Genomic DNA, 17,090 nt, shown 5'->3' on the forward strand with positions numbered 1-17,090 from the left:
TGAATTACGAAGAAACGCTAACTGGAAACACGGATGACCGACGACCGAAGATAAATGCCAAACGATTGTTGATTGTTGATATTGTCGATGCCTAAATAGCCTTGATAATTGGCATATTGAATACGGCCTTCCTAAATTCTAATCTTCAGCCAGCACCTTTAGTCCCACCAAATCGATCTTTGTGTTGGAGACTTCCAATATCGTAAACAAATAATTTTCTATTTGAATCTGGTCATTTACATGTGGAATCTCCTCAGTTTCATCAACAATCAATCCTCCTAAAGTTTCATAGTTTTCGCCCTCTGGAAGGTCTAATTTATAGGCCTCATTGATATAATCGACTTCCAATCGGGCCGAAAACTTATAACTGTTCTCGTCAATTTTTTCCTCAATCAATTCAATGGTATCATGTTCATCTTCAATCTCTCCAAACAATTCTTCAATAATATCCTCCACTGTGATAATTCCGGAAGTACCACCATACTCATCAATGACCACAGAAATGCTTTTACGTTTTTTTGTAAGAACGTTCAACACATCATTGATCAACATTGTTTCTGGTACGAATTCCACGCCACGGACAACCGATTTGATGTCTTTTGGTTTTTTGAACAGTTCAAAAGAATGAACATACCCAACAATATCATCAACAGAATCCTTATACACCAAAATCTTTGATAAGCCTGAAGAAGTAAATAGGGCCTTCAGGTTTTTAATAGGTTCATTGATATCTACGGCAATGATTTCGGTACGTGGCAACATGACTTCTCTTGCTTTAACATCAGAAAAATCAAGGGCATTCTGGAAAATTTGAATCTCACTGTCCACCTCATCATGTTCTTCCACCGACTCCATTTGCTCACTGATATAATTGCCCAATTCTACTTTGGTCATCACCAATTGCACATCCTCCTTTCCTGTTTTAAAGAAGCGTTTGAGAATCATATTAGAAATCCAAATGACAAGATCAGAAACCCAAGAAAATAAGCCATAAAAAAAATAAGCCGGTACAGCGAAGATTTTAAGGAGTGAGTTGGCATAAATCTGAAAGAATACTTTTGGCAAGAATTCGGCCGTAATCAATATCAACAGAGTTGAAATGACCGTTTGAGTAAGAAGGCTCAGGTCCTGCAGCATATAGTTCAGAAAGGCGTAATCCGTGGGCAGAATGTCTTTAAACCATGCAACCAATTTATCGCCCATTAAAAACCCATAGACCACCAAAGCAATATTGTTACCAATAAGCATTGTGGCAATAAATTTGGAGGGTTTTGCAGTAAGTTTCGTGAGAGTTTTGGCCAAGAAATCATTTTGCTTTTTTGCAATTTCTATGTGAATCTTATTCGACGACACATAGGCGATTTCCATACCGGAAAAAAAAGCTGATAAAATAAGTGACAGAATAATGATAAGCGCATTACTGTCCATAAATTATTGGTTATTGTTCATTTTCTTTCTGAAATGCTTTTTGAAAAAATACATTCCAACGGCCATAAGGGCAAACACCAACAACATGATGGCCTTGCCGTTCTCTACGTTCCACAATCTTACCGCCTCATATATAAAAAAAATAGCGATGAATAGGTAAGCGTATTGAATAACTTTATGAATCGTTTTCATGGTCATTATAATTTAGCGACAAAGATAATCAATTATTTATCTGAACATGAAATTAATGGTTTTTTTGAAACGACTTATTGAAAGTGGAAAACTCTCTGAACATTAGGATTAGGAGCTGCTTAAATAATCTTACCTAACTTTGCAATCTTGAATTACAAAGTAGAGTCGTCATCCAAATAGACCGTACTTGTAACCTCACTAATACCATAACTTGTAAAATCGCGGTTAGAGTCAAATGCATTTCCGGTAACTATTTTGGTAGGAGACACATATCGTACAGATTTGTTTGAAAACACCCAATCGCGTTTTTGGTCATAAAATAACTGTTCAGCAAAAATACTATCCTTAGTTTCAGTAGTAATAAGGACTTTGCCTCTTAAATCAATTAAGTCAGTATTGTTATACACAATTGCATAGTCAGCAACAATGATGCTTTTTTTGTTGCGTTCGTCAAAAAGATGGAGGACGACGCCATCGGGAAACTCATTATACGAAAAATCCCTGTTGGAAAAATCCAGCATTTTCGGACTCAGCAGATTAGCTTTTAAGCGCCCGGAATCGGTATATTTCAGATTTATATTTTCCGCAATACCGATAGGTTCATTTTGCCGAACTCCTATTTGCTGTACTTCTTTAAAGTTGTTTTTACATGAAAAAAACATAGTCACAGCAAAGGCTGTGACTATGTAGAATAAATGATATGATGATTTATAGTTCATTTATATTTTTGGAACGGTAACACTTAACCCAATCCAACATCCAATTCTGATGGTTTCTCCACTATTTCCTTCAGTGAAAATATCAGATTTTTGTGGTGCTTTTCCTTCGTAATTTGCTGCTAAACCTTCAGCATATGATCTTAAATTGGCATCCACTCTACCTGCTTTTCTAGCTTCTGCAGCGGCCAACCAAAATACAGCTCTTTTATTAAAAGTAGTATCCCCACAGTTGTTTGCACTGGCAGCATACATTTGAGCAATCTCAATATGTGCTCTACCATTGGAAGGATTCAATTCGACTGATTTTTGGAAATAATTTCTAGCTGCCCCAAAGTTACCTTGAGCTCTAAGACTCTTTCCAAAACGCATAGCCAATTTGGATTTTTTCAATGGGTCTTTTTCGAGATCATAAGACTGATCCAAATATGGTTTTGCTTCTCTTTCCTTACCTTGTTTCATCAATAAATTGTAAACAAAGAATTTTGTATCGGCAGATGGTGAAGACTCATCGTAAGCTTTTACCAGTTCAGTATACAAAGGATCATCAGTACACTCTTTGTTATACATTCTGCTTACGGCACGTTTCAACCATACAGCGTCAGTTTTGAACTTGTCAAAGTCTCTTTTATACAATGGGATCAATACCTCGCAGTTGGCCAAAATACCAAGTTTACTGTCAATGCTACCTGAAATCTTATCATAAGCTTCTAAGTAGCTTTCATATTGTCTTTTATACTGCGCCTCTTTTTTGTCCAATTCCTGTCCTGCTTCTTCCTTTTCAACAAGCGGATTCAGCTTTTCAGTGTAATTATCAATCTCTTGTCCAATTTTATCGGTGACATCATCGTACTTATTAAAGACGTCCTGAACTTCTACCTCCTTGGCATCATGCATATCTACTATAGAAGAAAAATAAGCATATAAACCTTTTGGATTGGTAAAGCTCTCAGGTGACTTTTTGTACAGTTCGTCAAAGGCATCATACACTTGTTTGTTGCTTAACCCCAATGCATCCTTATAATCAAGCTTTAACATAGCCTTATCCTGAAGATTGCCTCCGGCTGTAAATTTATCCGGAAAATTAGCAAGACCTTCGTCCCAAAGCTTCATTAAATCATTGATATAATTTACTTTTTCAGCTCCAGAAGCCCTTTCAATTTTGTCTTTTAAAATTCTATCTCCATAAAAATAGATTGCATAATTGAATTTTGGGCATTTGTTGCGAAGCTTCATAAATGGTTCGTAGGCTTCATCATACTTTTTGCTTTTCGCATAATCACTCATTATGGTCAAGTTGAGCATACACTCTTCATCTTGCTGTGCAAATCCCATATTGAATCCCATGAACAAAGCAAGAAGTAATAAAGTAAATCGTGTTTTCATCATATTAAATTTATCCTGTTAATTATATTTTCTTTTGTTGAACCATCTATCGTTTAAAGATAAGCTAATTTGCAAATTCATAAAATTTTCTTGAATTAAATTTGCTTTGGTAGTTCCCCTTTTACCGAACTCGAAACCGATATTGGCATTCGAGAAGAAATCTGCTCCAACTGGTAACCCAATCCCAAAAGACATGCCAAACTCATTAATTGTTTGATTATTTATCTCAAGGCCCGTGTTTTCGAATCGCATACCAGCTCTAAAAACGACTCGTTTCCAGTAACTTGAGAACGATTTATAATCGGGAATATAAAATCCACCTATTGCAATTGTTGAAGCATCAACAAACTCAGCATTTCCAATGGTAAAAATAGGATTGTCAAATTCGCTGGTTTTTTGAAAAGTATATTCGGCCCCGGCAAACCATTTTTGTGGCACGCCTATACCCGCTCCGAAAGACATTCGAGTGGGCAAGGTTAAATCTGTTGTTCTTAAGTTTTGGGTATCCAAATCAGCTTCAACACTACTTATTACCAATTCTTGATTTGTAAACGGATCCACAACCACAGTAGAGAAATAGCGCTCGTTCTCTGAGCTAATCGTACTTTTTGGCGTATAAGTCAACCCTGTGGTCAATTGGAGTTTCTTTGTGATCATAGTTTTGTAGTTCATTCCAAAATTCAGATTGATACCGCTCAAATCTGAACGATTGTTCTCCTTGGAGTGATATTGCAGTGGCTCTCCATCTTGATATCTGAACTGAAGAGCGCTATTCTGAACGTTTCCAAAATTATAACTCGCATCTACTCCGATACCCAACTTTGGGGTGATTTGGTATCCCAGACCCACAAATGCCTTATTAAGTCCACCTTGGCCTCTATAACGTTGATCTAAATCGCCAGCTGTATTAGAGGATTCCAGTTTATAGCCCACCGAAGTGTATGGCACCAATCCAAATCCCAATCCGAATTTACCCATAGGTACGGCAAGCGCCATATAATCAAAAGTTGTTGAGTTGGCGTTTTGACTATCATCATCTGTTTTTAGGTTTAAATGGCTTGAACTTCCACCCACCGTAAATTTTACAGGTCTATTTTCATTGTTCCATACCTTGAGGTTATTGCCCGCATAACCGGATGGATTGCGAAAATTGACGTGGATGCTGTCAGTAAAAATACTTAAGCCGCCCATACTTCTGTTTTCCACAGTCCCTTTAAATTTTAAACTTCCAATACCGTAAAAAGAATAAGGAGATGCTGAGCCGTCTTGCGCCTGCGCCTGAAGAGCGAAAACGGTGATGAAAACTATTACAAGTTTTTTTATCATTAGTGTGTATTATATTCTAAAATAAAGTTCAAACCCTCTAAAAGAAAATTCGAGTTGGCAAATATGCTATTTTTTAATTGCTTTGACAAGAAATTGGCATCACCTCCTGTTAAAATAACTGTTAAATCTGAATACTTCGCTTGATATTCATCAATTATTCCATCAATTTCCTTGACTATTCCATTGACCACACCAGAATGAATTGCGCCTTTAGTACTGTCCCCGATGAGGGTTTCCGGCATCTCAGTATCCAATAACGGGAGATTCGCCGTAAAATTATGCAAACTCTTATACCGCAAACGGATTCCTGGAGAAATTGCACCTCCCAAATATTCGTTTTGTCTATTTATAAAATCGTAAGTTATACAACTACCAGCATCAATGATCAAAACATCTTTATTTGTATACCGTTTCACTGATGCCGATACCAGCGCCATGCGATCTACTCCCAAAGTAGTAGGCGTTTGATAGCGGTTTTGAAATGGGAACTTTAAATTAGAATCTAAAATGAGGACTTTGTATTGTTTTTCGAGCTTGATAATGGCCTCTTTTGACAATTTTCCTACCGAAGCCAAGATGCATTTCTTGATCTTGGGGTGATTTTTTGAAATTTCTTTTTGTGTTTTTTCAAAATCAGACAACTCTGTAGTGATCTTCTCTAAAAGTTCATCTTCTTGAAAAACAGCAAATTTGACAAACGAGTTGCCCACATCAACAATTAAATTCATAGTTTAATTATAAGCTGCAAATTTACGAAAGCAATTTTTATATCTTTTAGTTTTGCGAATAATAAAAATGCTTCTATATTTGCAACCTCATTAAACGAGACTGGTGCCTTAGCTCAGTTGGTAGAGCAAAGGACTGAAAATCCTTGTGTCCCTGGTTCGATTCCTGGAGGCACCACCATCAAAAACCCGAACAAACGTTCGGGTTTTTTGGTTTTCAATGGGGGCAGAGACGCAATGCATTGCGTCTCCACTAAAAACAATGCATTGCGTCTCTAATTATAAATTTATTTTACCTCCAACATTCGAAGAATCCCAGGATAATAAAGTCCCAAGGCAAAACCTCTTACTACCACATAAAAGATAAACGACACCCACAATCCAGTATTTCCATAATACTGCACCAATATCATTCCCAAACCAATAAAGGCAATCATAGATAATAAAGTTGCATTACGCATTTCCTTACTTCGGGTCACCCCGATAAAGACCCCATCCAACTGGAAGGCTATAAAGGAAAACAAAATATAAAACACCGCATAATTTTTATAATTGGAAGCGATGGTTTGCACTTGAAGATCTTTGGTCAATAAGGGAATAATTGTATTCCCACTAATGAAAACAAGCGATGCAAGTAATACGGCAGAGGCTCCAGCCAAGACCGTCGATTGTTTGACCTGAAGCACAAAAAGTGATTTGTTTTTAGCTCCAAAAGCTTTCCCCGCCAGCATTTCGACCACATGTGCGTAGCCATCCAAAAAGAACGCAGATAGCGTTACAAACTGCAACAGCACATGATTGGCAGCAAGCGTATGATCTCCAAACTTTGCGCCTTCATTGGCAAACCATGCAAAACCACTCAACAAGGCCAAGGTGCGTATCATAATATCTGAATTCACCTTAAATAGGGCGATCAACTTAGGCATGTCAAAAATTTGTGTCTTCAATTCTTGAATTCGCTCCCAAGGTCGATTCAACTCGAGTTTTTTAAACAACACATAGCCCGCAAAAAATAGAGTCAACCATTCTGCCAAAACCGTTCCGAGTGCGATGCCCTTCACTCCCATTCCGAAACCAACCACAAATGTGACATTAAACGCAATATTTAAACCGTTCAGAAACAATTGTACCCATAGCAATCGCTTCGTCCACCCCATACCGATGAGCGTTCCCAATAATGAAAATGTAATCAAGGTTGCAGGCGCACCCCAAATACGGATGTAGAAATAATCTTTGACCAATTCCTTGATGTCATCACTTGCACTCAGTAAGTAAACCGATAGCTCGCCAATTAATTTCTGCAAGATAACAAGTACCAAACCTATGGCAGCCCCAAGAAAAACAGATCGGAATACTAAAGCGTGGAGCTCATCCCTATCTTCTGCGCCTGAGGCTTGGGCGATAAACCCGGTGGTGCCCATTCTAAGAAAACCAAACCCCCAATACACAAAACTAAAAATCAGTGCGGCAAGAGCTATGGCACCTAAATCGGAAGCTGATGCGGTTTGACCAATCGCCGCAGTATCCACCAATCCCAATAAGGGCACGGAGGCATTGGCAATGATGATGGGGACTGCCAATTTGATGATATAGAGGTAATTGTTTTGCTTCATTAAATGATAATGGTTGTGAATAAAAATCGCATCCGATTTAAACCTCAGCAAACCTACTTAACTTTTTAGGAAACACTTTAAAGAATTTTGATTTTTTGAGTCGATAAAATACTATGACTACAATCAAATAAGTATTATTTTGTTCCCATGTCAAAGCAACAATGAATTTGTAAATTTGCATCCATGAGGATTTTAATTATTGAAGACGATTTACGTGTTGCCGAGCTTTTGCAAAGAGGCTTGGAAGAACATGGCTTTACGCCAACCTTGGCCTATGATGGAATTTCAGGAAAAAAACTGGCACTTCAAAACGATTACGACCTCATCATTACGGATATTATCCTGCCAAAAATGGATGGGATTGATTTGTGTAAATTTATTAGACAATCCAAACCGAACATGCCCATCATCATGTTGACCGCTTTAGGCACCACCGATGATAAAGTGGAGGGTTTTGATGCGGGTGCTGATGATTATCTGGTCAAACCCTTTGAAATGCGAGAACTCATAGCACGGATTAGAGCCTTACTCAATCGAAGCGATAACAGTAATAACAGTTCCGTTACCATTCTCAATTATGCCGATCTCGAAATGAATCTGCACACAAAAATGGTCAAGCGCAACGGACAGGATATCAGTTTGACGCCCAAAGAATTCAAGCTTTTGGAATATATGCTTCAAAATCCGGAGCGTGTGCTATCGCGAACTGAAATTGCCGAAAAAGTCTGGGATACGCATTTTGATACCGGCACAAATTTTATTGATGTGTACATCAATTATTTACGCAGAAAAATAGACCGAGAATTTGAGCACAAACTCATCCACACCAAATCTGGAATGGGTTTCGTATTGAAACGGGAAGATGTATAGTCGGTATTATTCGTGAAATGAATAATATTTCATATTAAAGAAGCGAATAGATTCGTGACAATTATTGAAATTAGTGTCTTAAATTTTTAATCAATATTTTGAAAACCAGAACACGACTCGCCTTATTATTTACCTTGATCACAGCAACCATTCTATTGGCGTTTGCGGCGGTCATTTATTATTCCACTCAGGAAAGCCGCGAACGTGAGTTTTATGCGCTGCTTAAAAAAGAAGCGATCACCAAAGCCAATTTGGTCTTTAACGCTAAAGTTAATGCACAGACCTTACAGGATATCTACCGTAGTAATCGACAAGTTCTTAATGAAGTTGAAGTGGCCATTTACGATCAGGAATTCAATTTGCTTTACCATGATGCCGTGGATATCGATTTGGTCAAGGAAACTAAGCCCATGATTGACGACATCTACAAAAAAGGCGAAATTAAATTCTACCAAGAAGGTTGGCAGGTGGTAGGACTGCGATTTGAGTTTGAAGGCCAAGACTACATTATCACCGCTACTTCGTACGACCAATACGGCTATAACAAATTGAACAGCCTACTTAAAACCAGTATTTCGGTTTTTGTTATTTCCATTGTTTTTATTTATATCGCTGGGGTTTTCTTTTCAAAAAAAGCATTCGAGCCGATTAGTAAGATGACTGAAAAAGCGAAAAACATCACCGCTACCAACCTCGATTTAAGATTACCTTCCAAAGACAATAAAGATGAATTGTCAGAGCTCGCACAAACTTTTAATGCCATGTTGGATCGGCTGGAACAATCCTTTGATTCTCAAAAACGTTTTGTGTCAAACATTTCACATGAACTCCGAACACCTTTAGCGGCAATCATTACCGAGCTGGAATTATCGCTCGGAAAAGAACGTAATAGTGAAGATTATAAACAAGCGATCGAAAACAGTTTAAAAGATGCCAAAAAGATTGTGCGGCTTTCCAACAGTCTCTTGGATATGGCAAAAGCGAGTTACGATCCTTCTGAAATATCGTTTAAATCTGTACGCATTGACGAAGTCTTATTGGATGCCAGGCAGCAAGTGCAACAAGCCAATCCAAATTATAAGATCGACATTCACTTTGAAAACGATTTTGAAAACGATGCGCAAATCTCCATCAACGGGAATGAATATCTACTGAAAGTCGCTTTTGCAAATCTCTTTGAAAATGGCTGTAAATTCTCGGAAGATCATCATTCTAAAGTCTCTATTTTCTTTAAAGACAAAAGCATTGAGTTAACATTTTCAGATCATGGGATCGGGATCTCAGAAATTGATCTCAAAAACATCTTTAAACCTTTTTATCGGGGTGACAATCAGAAATTTGCCGATGGCAATGGAATTGGTTTGCCATTGACCCAGAAAATAATCCTGCTGCATAAAGGGACGATTTCAGTGACTTCTAAGTTAGGTGAAGGGACGGATTTTTATGTTAGTTTTCCAAATTAGAATTAAGACAGCTTCGCTGTTAGAATCAACCCACCTACCGGTCGGGCAGGGAATCAAGACTTAGATTGTGAAGATTTCAGAATACAAGTTCAGAATTATAAAAACATTCTTGGGGCAACGAGTATTTACATCAGCCTTTGCGCCAACCAAACAGCAGAAAGGAATTTTGGCACGAACCATTATAAACACAAATTTCGCTTGATAATTTTTCAGGATCGCTCAGATGAGCACAAACTGAAAATGGCTTTAATATTACTTATTATCAAAATTACTCTTATGCTACTTTAAATTCAGAATCGTTCATTTCTACGCTAAATCGGACATTAGCTTTTAATGCTTTAAATACTTTTAAAATCGTCTCTATAGTTACGTTTTTGGTATTTCGCTCTAATTTAGAGATTTGAGATTTTTGAACTCCGATTAATTTTCCGAGTTGCTCTTGTGTTAAATTTCGTTCTTTACGGACAGATTTTATCATATCGCCAAGCACTTCCATTCGCAAGTCAAATTCATACACATCTCTTTCTGGGGTTCCAACCTTCCCGATGTCCTTGTCCTTCATTTGGTCAAGGGTCATCATTTTCAATTTTTTCTTTTTAGTTTCCATAACCAACTTTTTATTGTTCAAAATATTCAGCTCTGATTTTCATAGCTCTCTCTATTTCTGCTTTTGGTACTTTACTTACCTTTTTAATCATTCCGTGGGTTGATAGTACAAGCGTTTCGGTTTTGTCAGTTTTGTCCCAAAACGCAAAAAGTCTGTATTGAATTCCTTGATAAAGTGTTCTGAATTGGTTGCACCGAACCACTACGTTAGGTTTCCCAAATATCGTCTGCCAACTTTTTAAAAAGCTTTGGATCATTTTCGAATTTTGCTTTATCCAAATTATAGTAGATTTTATTTCTTGCTTTTGCGTCTAATTTGGACATAAAGTCAATAGCCTCTTCAAGAAATACCACATCGAATTTCGGTTCCATTCAATTTGTTATTAGACTTAGGCAAAAATAGCAAAAAAAGTTGAATTATATGGAAACTTATCTCAATTTGATTCGTATTACAAAAATAAATTCGACAACGTAACTTACAGATTGCTTCGTCGTGCCTCCTCGCAATGACGCTTTAATCCAACACAGATTGCTCCGCCGTACCTCCTTGCAATGATGCATTTACATCACAATAACGCTTTTAAGCGACAACAATCCTTTTTCTAATGAAATTCTAATATTTTTCTATGACTTCTCTAACTGACAAATAGAGAAATGAGGGCAATCTTTGTAGTTCTATGCAATCCGCAGGAAAATTCACTAAAAAGCTGACATGAAGTTCATTTTTAAAATATTTCTCTATTTAGCTATCGCTGTCGGAGGATTACAGTCTCTACATGCGCAAACACCATTCACTTTGGAGCAGGTCTTGAAAACGGCAAAGCACAACAATCCGATTTTGAAATCTGAGCATTTTAATGTGGCTATTGCCGAAAGTGACATTCTTAGTGCTGAATTACGCCCGAATCTGGTGCTGAGCAATGAAACCATTCAGATTGCGAATTCATCCGATTTTGAGAATAGCACGAATTATGGCAATCCTGAAAACCGGGAAGTGCTTTGGCAATTATCCAAAACCTTCCAAATTATGGGGCAGCGCAAAAATAAAATTGATGTCGCTCAGAAAAGCGCGCAATTATCTCAAAAAGAATACACCGAAATAGAAAGTGACATTCTTTTTGAAGTCGCACAAAAATGGAACGAAGTCTGGACCGCGCAAAAGCAATTGGAACTCATTAAATCTGCAAAAGACAATATTGACAGTTTGGTCATCATCAATCAACATCGGTACAGAAATCAAGTGATCACCCAAACCGATGTGTTTCGAACGGAACTATTAGCCAAACAATACGCCTTGCAATACACAACAGAGCGTCAAGAATTAGCAAACAGAAAAAAGGAACTTCAGTTTCTCATGGGGATTCAAGATACTATTCAAATTGATACATCAGAAGATTTAGGAGAGTATGGACTGACTTCTTTAAATGAATTGCTACAACAATCGATAGAATTTCGAAGTGATATTCAAACTGCCAAATCCATGATTGACGTTTCTGAAAGCAATCTCCATCTGCAAAAAAGCATGGCTTATCCACAACCTGAAATTGGCGTGATTTATAACGTACAACATAAGATTCCTCATGTTGGATTCGCTGCGTCCATCGATTTGCCATTTTTTGATCGGAATCAAGGTGAAATCAAAAAATCGCTCATCCAAAGAGATCAGGCAGAGCAGCGACTTCACACTTTGCAGGCACAGCTTGAAACTGAAATCATTACAGCCTACGACAAATATCAAGTTCAGTTGCAAAATATAGAAAGTTATCAATCGGTTTTGGAGCAATCACAAACCATTTTAGATAATATAAAGTATGCCTATCTCCGAGGAGGTACCAGCATCATCGATTTCTTGGAAGCCCAAAGTAGTTGGCTGGAAACCCAGGAACAATACAACGATGTTTTAGAGCAATACCGTCAAAGTCATATACAACTGCTGTACGTAGCAGGTTTAATCAATCAATTAGCCCAATAATGAAACACACAATTTTCACCGCTTTTGTTTTACTCTTGTTGTCCTCCTGTGGCAGCGAAACCAAAACAGAACAGATTCATAGAGCCTCACCCATTATCACCAATGGCGGGATGACCATTCAGTTTCCAGAAGCTGCACACTTGGATTTTTTCAAGACTGAGCATCTCAATAACGATACGCTTTCGGCGAAATTTACGGCACCGGCAAACGTAGCTGCCACCGTATTGCCATCACGCGAAGGTGCGAGCCAAAATCTTATTTTGTTCGAAAACCCTGAAATGTCGATCCATTATACACAGCTGAATCAATTACAGATCAGCATCAATCAAATTGCCAACGTCAACCTCAAGCAGCGTCAGTTGGAATTGGAACGCACCAAGGATCTGACTGCCCACGGCGTCGCAACAGGTCAGGATCTGATGGATGCTGAAAGCGCCTTAACGATGGAACAAAGTTTACTTTCCAATGAGAAAGCCGCCTTGACCGAACACGAATCCAAATTGATTTCCGAAGGGTTTTCACCAGATGTCTTGCGAAAAGCAAAAGCGGGAACAGCATTCCTCATCTGTGATATTCCTGAAAATCAAATTGGAAACATAGAAGAAGGTGACTCGTGCGATATTCGATTCAATACCTTCCCAAACACCGAATTCACCGGGAAAGTGGATGCCATTGCCGACGTGGTCGATCACAGCACACGAATGGTCAAAGCGCGAATTATCGTAAACAATTCCTCGAAAAAACTTAAATCGGGCATGTTCGCCAATGTGAGTTTTGACTTGAGTGACGACCATAATGTCAGCGTGCACAAGAATGCATTGGTGACCGTTCAAGGCAAGCATTATGTATTTATAAAAACGTCCGAAAACGAATTTGAGCGTAAAGAAGTCAAAATCGGTCAACATATTGGCGATCGGATCATCATTTTTGATGGGATTTCTGCTGTTGATGAAGTTGCCATTGAAGGTGTTTTACAACTCAAAGGTCTATCGTTCGGGTACTAAAATTTATTTGTCAGGTCGAGCATTAACGAAATCAAAATATATTTTGAATGAAGTTAGCTTACGCAGTAATTCGAATGTCATGTTGAGCGCAGTCGAGACCCTTCAAAAGCATAAACACAAAAACTTGAATAGCTAATAATCAGGTTTAGATTAAAAAATAAAAGCATGTTACAAGCACAAATTTTCATCGATAAAGACGAACTCAAAGGCGTCAAACCCTTACACGACTTTATTATGAATTTACTCATCGACAATGGGATTGCAGGTGCAACCTCCGTGATGGGATATTCGGGTTTTGGCAGACATCATCGGCTGAAACAACCTTCCCGATTATTTTCCTTTGATGAAGCCTCCATGCTCATCACCTTTGTTGATTCTGAAGAAAAAGTAAAAACAACATTAAGTGTTCTTAGAGAACAATACCGTGGCGGATTCATCATCACCCACCGGGTCGATCTTTGGTAAGTAAAACCATTGACTTCCGCTTTAAATCAAATATCTATAATTTATAAATCATATGTCCTGTGATTAAAAATCTCCTCATATTTTCACATAAAAACCGCCCATTAGTAGTCGTTTTAAGTCTGCTCATCATGGCCATCGGGTATTATAGCTTTACTGAACTTAAAATTGAAGCCTATCCCGATATTGCCGATACCAACGTGATTGTGGTAGCGCAATACCAAGGGCGTGCTGCCGAAGAAGTGGAGCAGCAAGTCACCATTCCTTTAGAAAGGGTGCTGCAAGACGTACCTAATGTTATTGACCGAAGAAGCCGAACTATTTTTGGACTTTCTGTGGTACAACTGACGTTTAAGGACGATACGGACGATTATTTTGCGCGTCAGCAAGTGATGGAACGTTTGGCAAGTGCCGAATTACCAGAAGGCGTCATCTCCGAATTGGCGCCACTATCCACCGCCGTGGGTGAGATTTTTAGATATGTGGTAGAAGCACCGCCAAGCTATTCGCCTACGGAATTAAGGGATTTACAAGATTGGGTCATTGAGCCGTATTTACTTCAAACCAACGGCGTTGCCGATATTACCACTTTTGGAGGTCCGTTAAAACAGTTTCATATTCTTATTGATCCGGATAAACTCCGCAAGTTCGATCTGTCGTTTTCTGACATTGAAGAGGCGGTGGTTGCCAACAATCTTAACACCGGAGGAAACATCATGGAACGTGGTGGTCAAGGTTTTGCCGTGCGCGGTTTGGGTGCCATCAAAAACGAAAAAGACATTGAAAATATCGTCTTAAAAGCGGTTAAAGGCGTTCCGATATTTATCCGTGATGTGGCGAGTGTAGAAATTGCGCCGCCGCCACCGAGTGGTGTTTTAGGCTATTCGGTACCTGATGAAAATATCGAGGTGAATAATGGCGTAGAAGGTATTATTTTACTTCGGAAATTTGAAAACCCGAGTGAAGTCCTCGTAGAACTCAAACAGCGAATTGCCGACTTACAAGCCAACGAACTTCCGCAAGATGTGACCATCCGAACGCTTTATGATCGCGGATTTTTAATTGACCACTCTTTAAATACTGTGGGATGGACCTTGTTTGAAGGGGTGAGTATTGTGGTCATTATCCTAATTTTCTTTTTGGGAAGTGTCCGAAGTGCTTTGGTGGTGGCTTTGACCATTCCTTTTTCGATGTTATTCGCGTTTATTATCATGCGATTTACAGGCATTCCAGCCAACCTCCTCTCGTTGGGCGCCATTGATTTCGGAATTATTGTGGATGGCGCCGTGGTTATGACCGAACATCTCATTCGGAAATATCGTACCTCAACCCCAGAAGAACGGAAAAGTGGCATTGTTAGAATCACCCTATTATCTGCCCAAGAAGTTGGTCGTGAAATCTTTTTCTCAGTAACGATTATCATTTTGGCTTATCTACCGATTTTATTAATGACACGTGTAGAAGGTAAACTGTTTTCGCCAATGGCATTAACGCTATCCTTCGCCGTTTTGGGCTCCATGTTGGCAGCACTGACTTTCATTCCCGTGATCATTTCGTATGTGTACAGCAAAACCATGTCCCAACCCGACAAGAAATTTAAAGAACCTAAAAACTTTGTCTTGACGTTTTTAGAGAAACAGTATGTCAAGGTTTTGAACGTTTTTACAACACATTACAAAAAAACTGTGGTGATTGGGTTTGCTATTGTACTTGTTTTGATTTCTTTTGGAACGAAGTTAGGTTCGGAATTTTTACCGGAATTAGATGAAGGGTCGATTTTCTTACAAGCAAACTTCCCAGCAGGAATTACCATTACAGAAAATGCGAAATACGCCCCTAAAATCAGAGAGGTGATTTCCAAGTTCCCGCAAGTGTCCTATGTCATTACGCAAACCGGACGGAACGACGATGGTACGGATCCGTTTCCTGCCAATAGAAACGAAATTTTAGTCGGATTAAAGGATTATTCTACTTGGAGTGATACGCTTTCAAAGAAACAATTGGTGCAAAAAATGCGCAGCGATCTGGAGCATGAATTCCCAGGCGTTGCCTTTGCTTCAGGACAACCTATTATTGACCAAGTGATGGAAATTGTAACGGGCAGTGCCGCCGATTTAGCCGTCTCCATAGTTGGTGATGATTTGATCATGATGCGTGAAAAAGCCGAACTTATTTCAGAAATCATGCTGGAGATGGAGGGCAGTCAAGGTGTAGATATCGAACAAGAAAATGTGCAAGATCAAATAGCTATCGACATCAATCGGGAGCAAGCAGCACGGTATGGGATTAACGTAGTAGATATTCAAGATATGATTGAAGCCGCAATTGGTGGTAAAGAAATCTCAGTTTTGTATGACGGTGCCAAACGCTATGATATTGTGGTGCGCTACCTTCCTGAGTTTAGAGAAAACATCAATGATCTAAAGACACTGCTGATTCCTTCGGCTACTGGGGCATTGGTGCCTATGGATCAATTGGCAGGCATTGGTTATGTGGAAGGACAAACGAATATTTACCGACTTAACAATAAACGTATGGTGACGGTGCGTGCCAATATCCAAGGCAGGGATCAAGGCGGTTATGTAAGGGAATTACAGGGTAAAATAAACGCGCAAATAGAGATTCCCAAAGGTTATGAGATTGTCTATGGTGGACAATATGAAAATTTAGAACGTGCAGGAAAGCAATTGGCGTTTACAATTCCGTTGACCTTAGTTCTAGTGATTGCCTTCTTATTTATGTTGTACAGAAACTTCAAACATACGTTAATCACCGCCAGTAGTATTCTTTTTGCCTTGGGTGGTGGTGTAATGGCACTGTTGCTTAGAGGCTATTATTTTAACGTCTCTGCTGGTGTTGGCTTTGTTTCAATTTTGGGGATTTCTGTGATGGCAACCGTATTATTGGTATCCGCATTAAACAGAGCCTCCGCAAAAGATCCGTTGAGCAAAACCATGATTACGGCAACGTCAAAGGAGCAATTGCGAGCAGTATTGACCATTCTTGTTTTGGCTATCTTCGGATTGGTGCCGGCGGCCACTTCAAGCGGCATCGGTTCGGATGTTCAAAGACCTTTGGCGACGGTAATTATCGGGGGATTGACGAGCACCTTATTGTTTGCGCCACTTATAATTCCGCCATTATATTGGTGGGTGAATAAGCCGAAGGGAAATAAAATTGAAGATGAAGATGAAGTTGAAAATAAAATTGAAGCGTAATCTATATTGAAAGACCTTTCAGGTTTTATCCCGATAATTATCGGGACTGAAAGGTCTCAATCATGAATTCAACATATTAGGGATTCTAAGTTTTAAATTAGTTTTAGTT

16 protein-coding genes and 1 tRNA gene are annotated in these 17,090 nt (G+C 38.9%); 7 read left to right on the forward strand and 10 right to left on the reverse strand.

Annotated elements, in window-relative coordinates; translation table 11 throughout:
- Positions 1-138: 138 nt before the first annotated feature.
- The 6 genes from G6N06_RS00955 to G6N06_RS00980 all read right to left on the reverse strand — a co-directional run bounded on the left by G6N06_RS00955 (position 139) and on the right by G6N06_RS00980 (position 5,776).
- Complete coding sequence (locus tag G6N06_RS00955) at positions 139-1,428, reverse strand: hemolysin family protein (RefSeq protein WP_163514180.1); 1,290 nt, start codon at positions 1,426-1,428, stop codon at positions 139-141.
- A 3-nt stretch (positions 1,429-1,431) separates the two neighbouring features.
- Positions 1,432-1,620, reverse strand: a complete 189-nt coding sequence (locus G6N06_RS00960) for a hypothetical protein (protein WP_163514181.1) — start codon at positions 1,618-1,620, stop codon at positions 1,432-1,434.
- Positions 1,621-1,772: 152 nt separating this feature from the next.
- On the reverse strand, positions 1,773-2,339 hold the full coding sequence (gene lptC / locus G6N06_RS00965; protein ID WP_163514182.1) for an LPS export ABC transporter periplasmic protein LptC: 567 nt from the start codon (positions 2,337-2,339) through the stop codon (positions 1,773-1,775).
- The gene (locus G6N06_RS00970) at positions 2,340-3,725 is read right to left on the reverse strand and encodes a tetratricopeptide repeat protein (RefSeq protein ID WP_240337923.1); all 1,386 of its coding nucleotides are present in this window, start codon (positions 3,723-3,725) and stop codon (positions 2,340-2,342) included. It abuts the gene before it with no gap.
- A 15-nt stretch (positions 3,726-3,740) separates the two neighbouring features.
- Entirely contained in the window at positions 3,741-5,048 is a 1,308-nt protein-coding gene (bamG, locus tag G6N06_RS00975) for a BamG family beta-barrel-assembly machinery protein (RefSeq protein WP_163514183.1), read from the reverse strand.
- Positions 5,048-5,776 carry a type III pantothenate kinase gene (locus G6N06_RS00980; protein WP_163514184.1) on the reverse strand — a complete coding sequence of 243 codons (729 nt, stop codon included), beginning with the start codon at positions 5,774-5,776 and terminating at the stop codon, positions 5,048-5,050. The genes bamG and G6N06_RS00980 overlap by 1 nt, the downstream gene beginning before the upstream one ends.
- A gap of 102 nt (positions 5,777-5,878) precedes the next feature.
- On the opposite strand from G6N06_RS00980, the gene G6N06_RS00985 reads away from it, so the two are divergent.
- Positions 5,879-5,954 (forward strand) — tRNA-Phe (locus G6N06_RS00985).
- 106 nt (positions 5,955-6,060) lie between these two features.
- On the opposite strand, the gene G6N06_RS00990 is transcribed toward G6N06_RS00985, so the two are convergent.
- Positions 6,061-7,386, reverse strand: a complete 1,326-nt coding sequence (locus tag G6N06_RS00990) for an MATE family efflux transporter (protein WP_163514185.1) — start codon at positions 7,384-7,386, stop codon at positions 6,061-6,063.
- A gap of 183 nt (positions 7,387-7,569) precedes the next feature.
- On the opposite strand from G6N06_RS00990, the gene G6N06_RS00995 reads away from it, so the two are divergent.
- Both G6N06_RS00995 and G6N06_RS01000 read left to right on the forward strand, forming a co-directional pair.
- Positions 7,570-8,256: a response regulator transcription factor gene (locus tag G6N06_RS00995; protein ID WP_163514186.1), complete on the forward strand. Its 687-nt coding sequence runs from the start codon at positions 7,570-7,572 to the stop codon at positions 8,254-8,256.
- A 98-nt stretch (positions 8,257-8,354) separates the two neighbouring features.
- Positions 8,355-9,719 carry a HAMP domain-containing sensor histidine kinase gene (locus tag G6N06_RS01000; RefSeq protein WP_163514187.1) on the forward strand — a complete coding sequence of 455 codons (1,365 nt, stop codon included), beginning with the start codon at positions 8,355-8,357 and terminating at the stop codon, positions 9,717-9,719.
- A gap of 274 nt (positions 9,720-9,993) precedes the next feature.
- Here G6N06_RS01000 and G6N06_RS01005 read toward each other — a convergent pair whose 3' ends face one another.
- From G6N06_RS01005 to G6N06_RS20170, 3 genes are read right to left on the reverse strand one after another with little or no spacing between them, the layout of a single operon-like run.
- Positions 9,994-10,326, reverse strand: a complete 333-nt coding sequence (locus G6N06_RS01005; protein WP_163514188.1) for a helix-turn-helix domain-containing protein — start codon at positions 10,324-10,326, stop codon at positions 9,994-9,996.
- Positions 10,327-10,336: 10 nt separating this feature from the next.
- A complete protein-coding gene (locus tag G6N06_RS01010; RefSeq protein ID WP_410173192.1) occupies positions 10,337-10,582 on the reverse strand; it encodes a type II toxin-antitoxin system RelE/ParE family toxin in 246 nt (81 codons plus the stop codon).
- A complete protein-coding gene (locus G6N06_RS20170; protein WP_323026705.1) occupies positions 10,533-10,697 on the reverse strand; it encodes a hypothetical protein in 165 nt (54 codons plus the stop codon). The genes G6N06_RS01010 and G6N06_RS20170 overlap by 50 nt, the downstream gene beginning before the upstream one ends.
- 340 nt (positions 10,698-11,037) lie before the next feature.
- Between G6N06_RS20170 and G6N06_RS01015 the strand changes: the two genes are divergently transcribed.
- The 4 genes from G6N06_RS01015 (at position 11,038) to G6N06_RS01030 (ending at position 16,981) form a co-directional block, all read left to right on the forward strand.
- Entirely contained in the window at positions 11,038-12,297 is a 1,260-nt protein-coding gene (locus G6N06_RS01015; RefSeq protein ID WP_163514189.1) for a TolC family protein, read from the forward strand.
- Positions 12,297-13,301, forward strand: a complete 1,005-nt coding sequence (locus G6N06_RS01020; protein ID WP_163514190.1) for an efflux RND transporter periplasmic adaptor subunit — start codon at positions 12,297-12,299, stop codon at positions 13,299-13,301. The genes G6N06_RS01015 and G6N06_RS01020 overlap by 1 nt, the downstream gene beginning before the upstream one ends.
- A gap of 165 nt (positions 13,302-13,466) precedes the next feature.
- Positions 13,467-13,766: a DUF190 domain-containing protein gene (locus G6N06_RS01025; protein ID WP_163514191.1), complete on the forward strand. Its 300-nt coding sequence runs from the start codon at positions 13,467-13,469 to the stop codon at positions 13,764-13,766.
- 59 nt (positions 13,767-13,825) lie between these two features.
- Positions 13,826-16,981: an efflux RND transporter permease subunit gene (locus G6N06_RS01030; RefSeq protein ID WP_163514192.1), complete on the forward strand. Its 3,156-nt coding sequence runs from the start codon at positions 13,826-13,828 to the stop codon at positions 16,979-16,981.
- Positions 16,982-17,090: the final 109 nt, after the last annotated feature.

The sequence above is a fragment of the Gelidibacter japonicus genome (assembly GCF_010725055.1).
GTDB lineage: Bacteria > Bacteroidota > Bacteroidia > Flavobacteriales > Flavobacteriaceae > Gelidibacter > Gelidibacter japonicus.

Coding starts and splice junctions, on each gene's coding strand:
- G6N06_RS00980 (WP_163514184.1), bottom strand. CDS start 5,776: ATGAATTTAATTGTTGATGTGGGCAACTCGTTTGTCAAATTTGCTGTT.
- bamG (WP_163514183.1), bottom strand. CDS start 5,048: ATGATAAAAAAACTTGTAATAGTTTTCATCACCGTTTTCGCTCTTCAG.
- G6N06_RS00970 (WP_240337923.1), bottom strand. CDS start 3,725: ATGATGAAAACACGATTTACTTTATTACTTCTTGCTTTGTTCATGGGA.
- G6N06_RS20170 (WP_323026705.1), bottom strand. CDS start 10,697: ATGGAACCGAAATTCGATGTGGTATTTCTTGAAGAGGCTATTGACTTT.
- G6N06_RS01020 (WP_163514190.1), top strand. CDS start 12,297: ATGAAACACACAATTTTCACCGCTTTTGTTTTACTCTTGTTGTCCTCC.
- G6N06_RS00955 (WP_163514180.1), bottom strand. CDS start 1,428: ATGGACAGTAATGCGCTTATCATTATTCTGTCACTTATTTTATCAGCT.
- lptC (WP_163514182.1), bottom strand. CDS start 2,339: ATGAACTATAAATCATCATATCATTTATTCTACATAGTCACAGCCTTT.
- G6N06_RS00960 (WP_163514181.1), bottom strand. CDS start 1,620: ATGAAAACGATTCATAAAGTTATTCAATACGCTTACCTATTCATCGCT.
- G6N06_RS00990 (WP_163514185.1), bottom strand. CDS start 7,386: ATGAAGCAAAACAATTACCTCTATATCATCAAATTGGCAGTCCCCATC.
- G6N06_RS01005 (WP_163514188.1), bottom strand. CDS start 10,326: ATGGAAACTAAAAAGAAAAAATTGAAAATGATGACCCTTGACCAAATG.
- G6N06_RS00995 (WP_163514186.1), top strand. CDS start 7,570: ATGAGGATTTTAATTATTGAAGACGATTTACGTGTTGCCGAGCTTTTG.
- G6N06_RS01025 (WP_163514191.1), top strand. CDS start 13,467: ATGTTACAAGCACAAATTTTCATCGATAAAGACGAACTCAAAGGCGTC.
- G6N06_RS01010 (WP_410173192.1), bottom strand. CDS start 10,582: ATGATCCAAAGCTTTTTAAAAAGTTGGCAGACGATATTTGGGAAACCT.
- G6N06_RS01015 (WP_163514189.1), top strand. CDS start 11,038: ATGAAGTTCATTTTTAAAATATTTCTCTATTTAGCTATCGCTGTCGGA.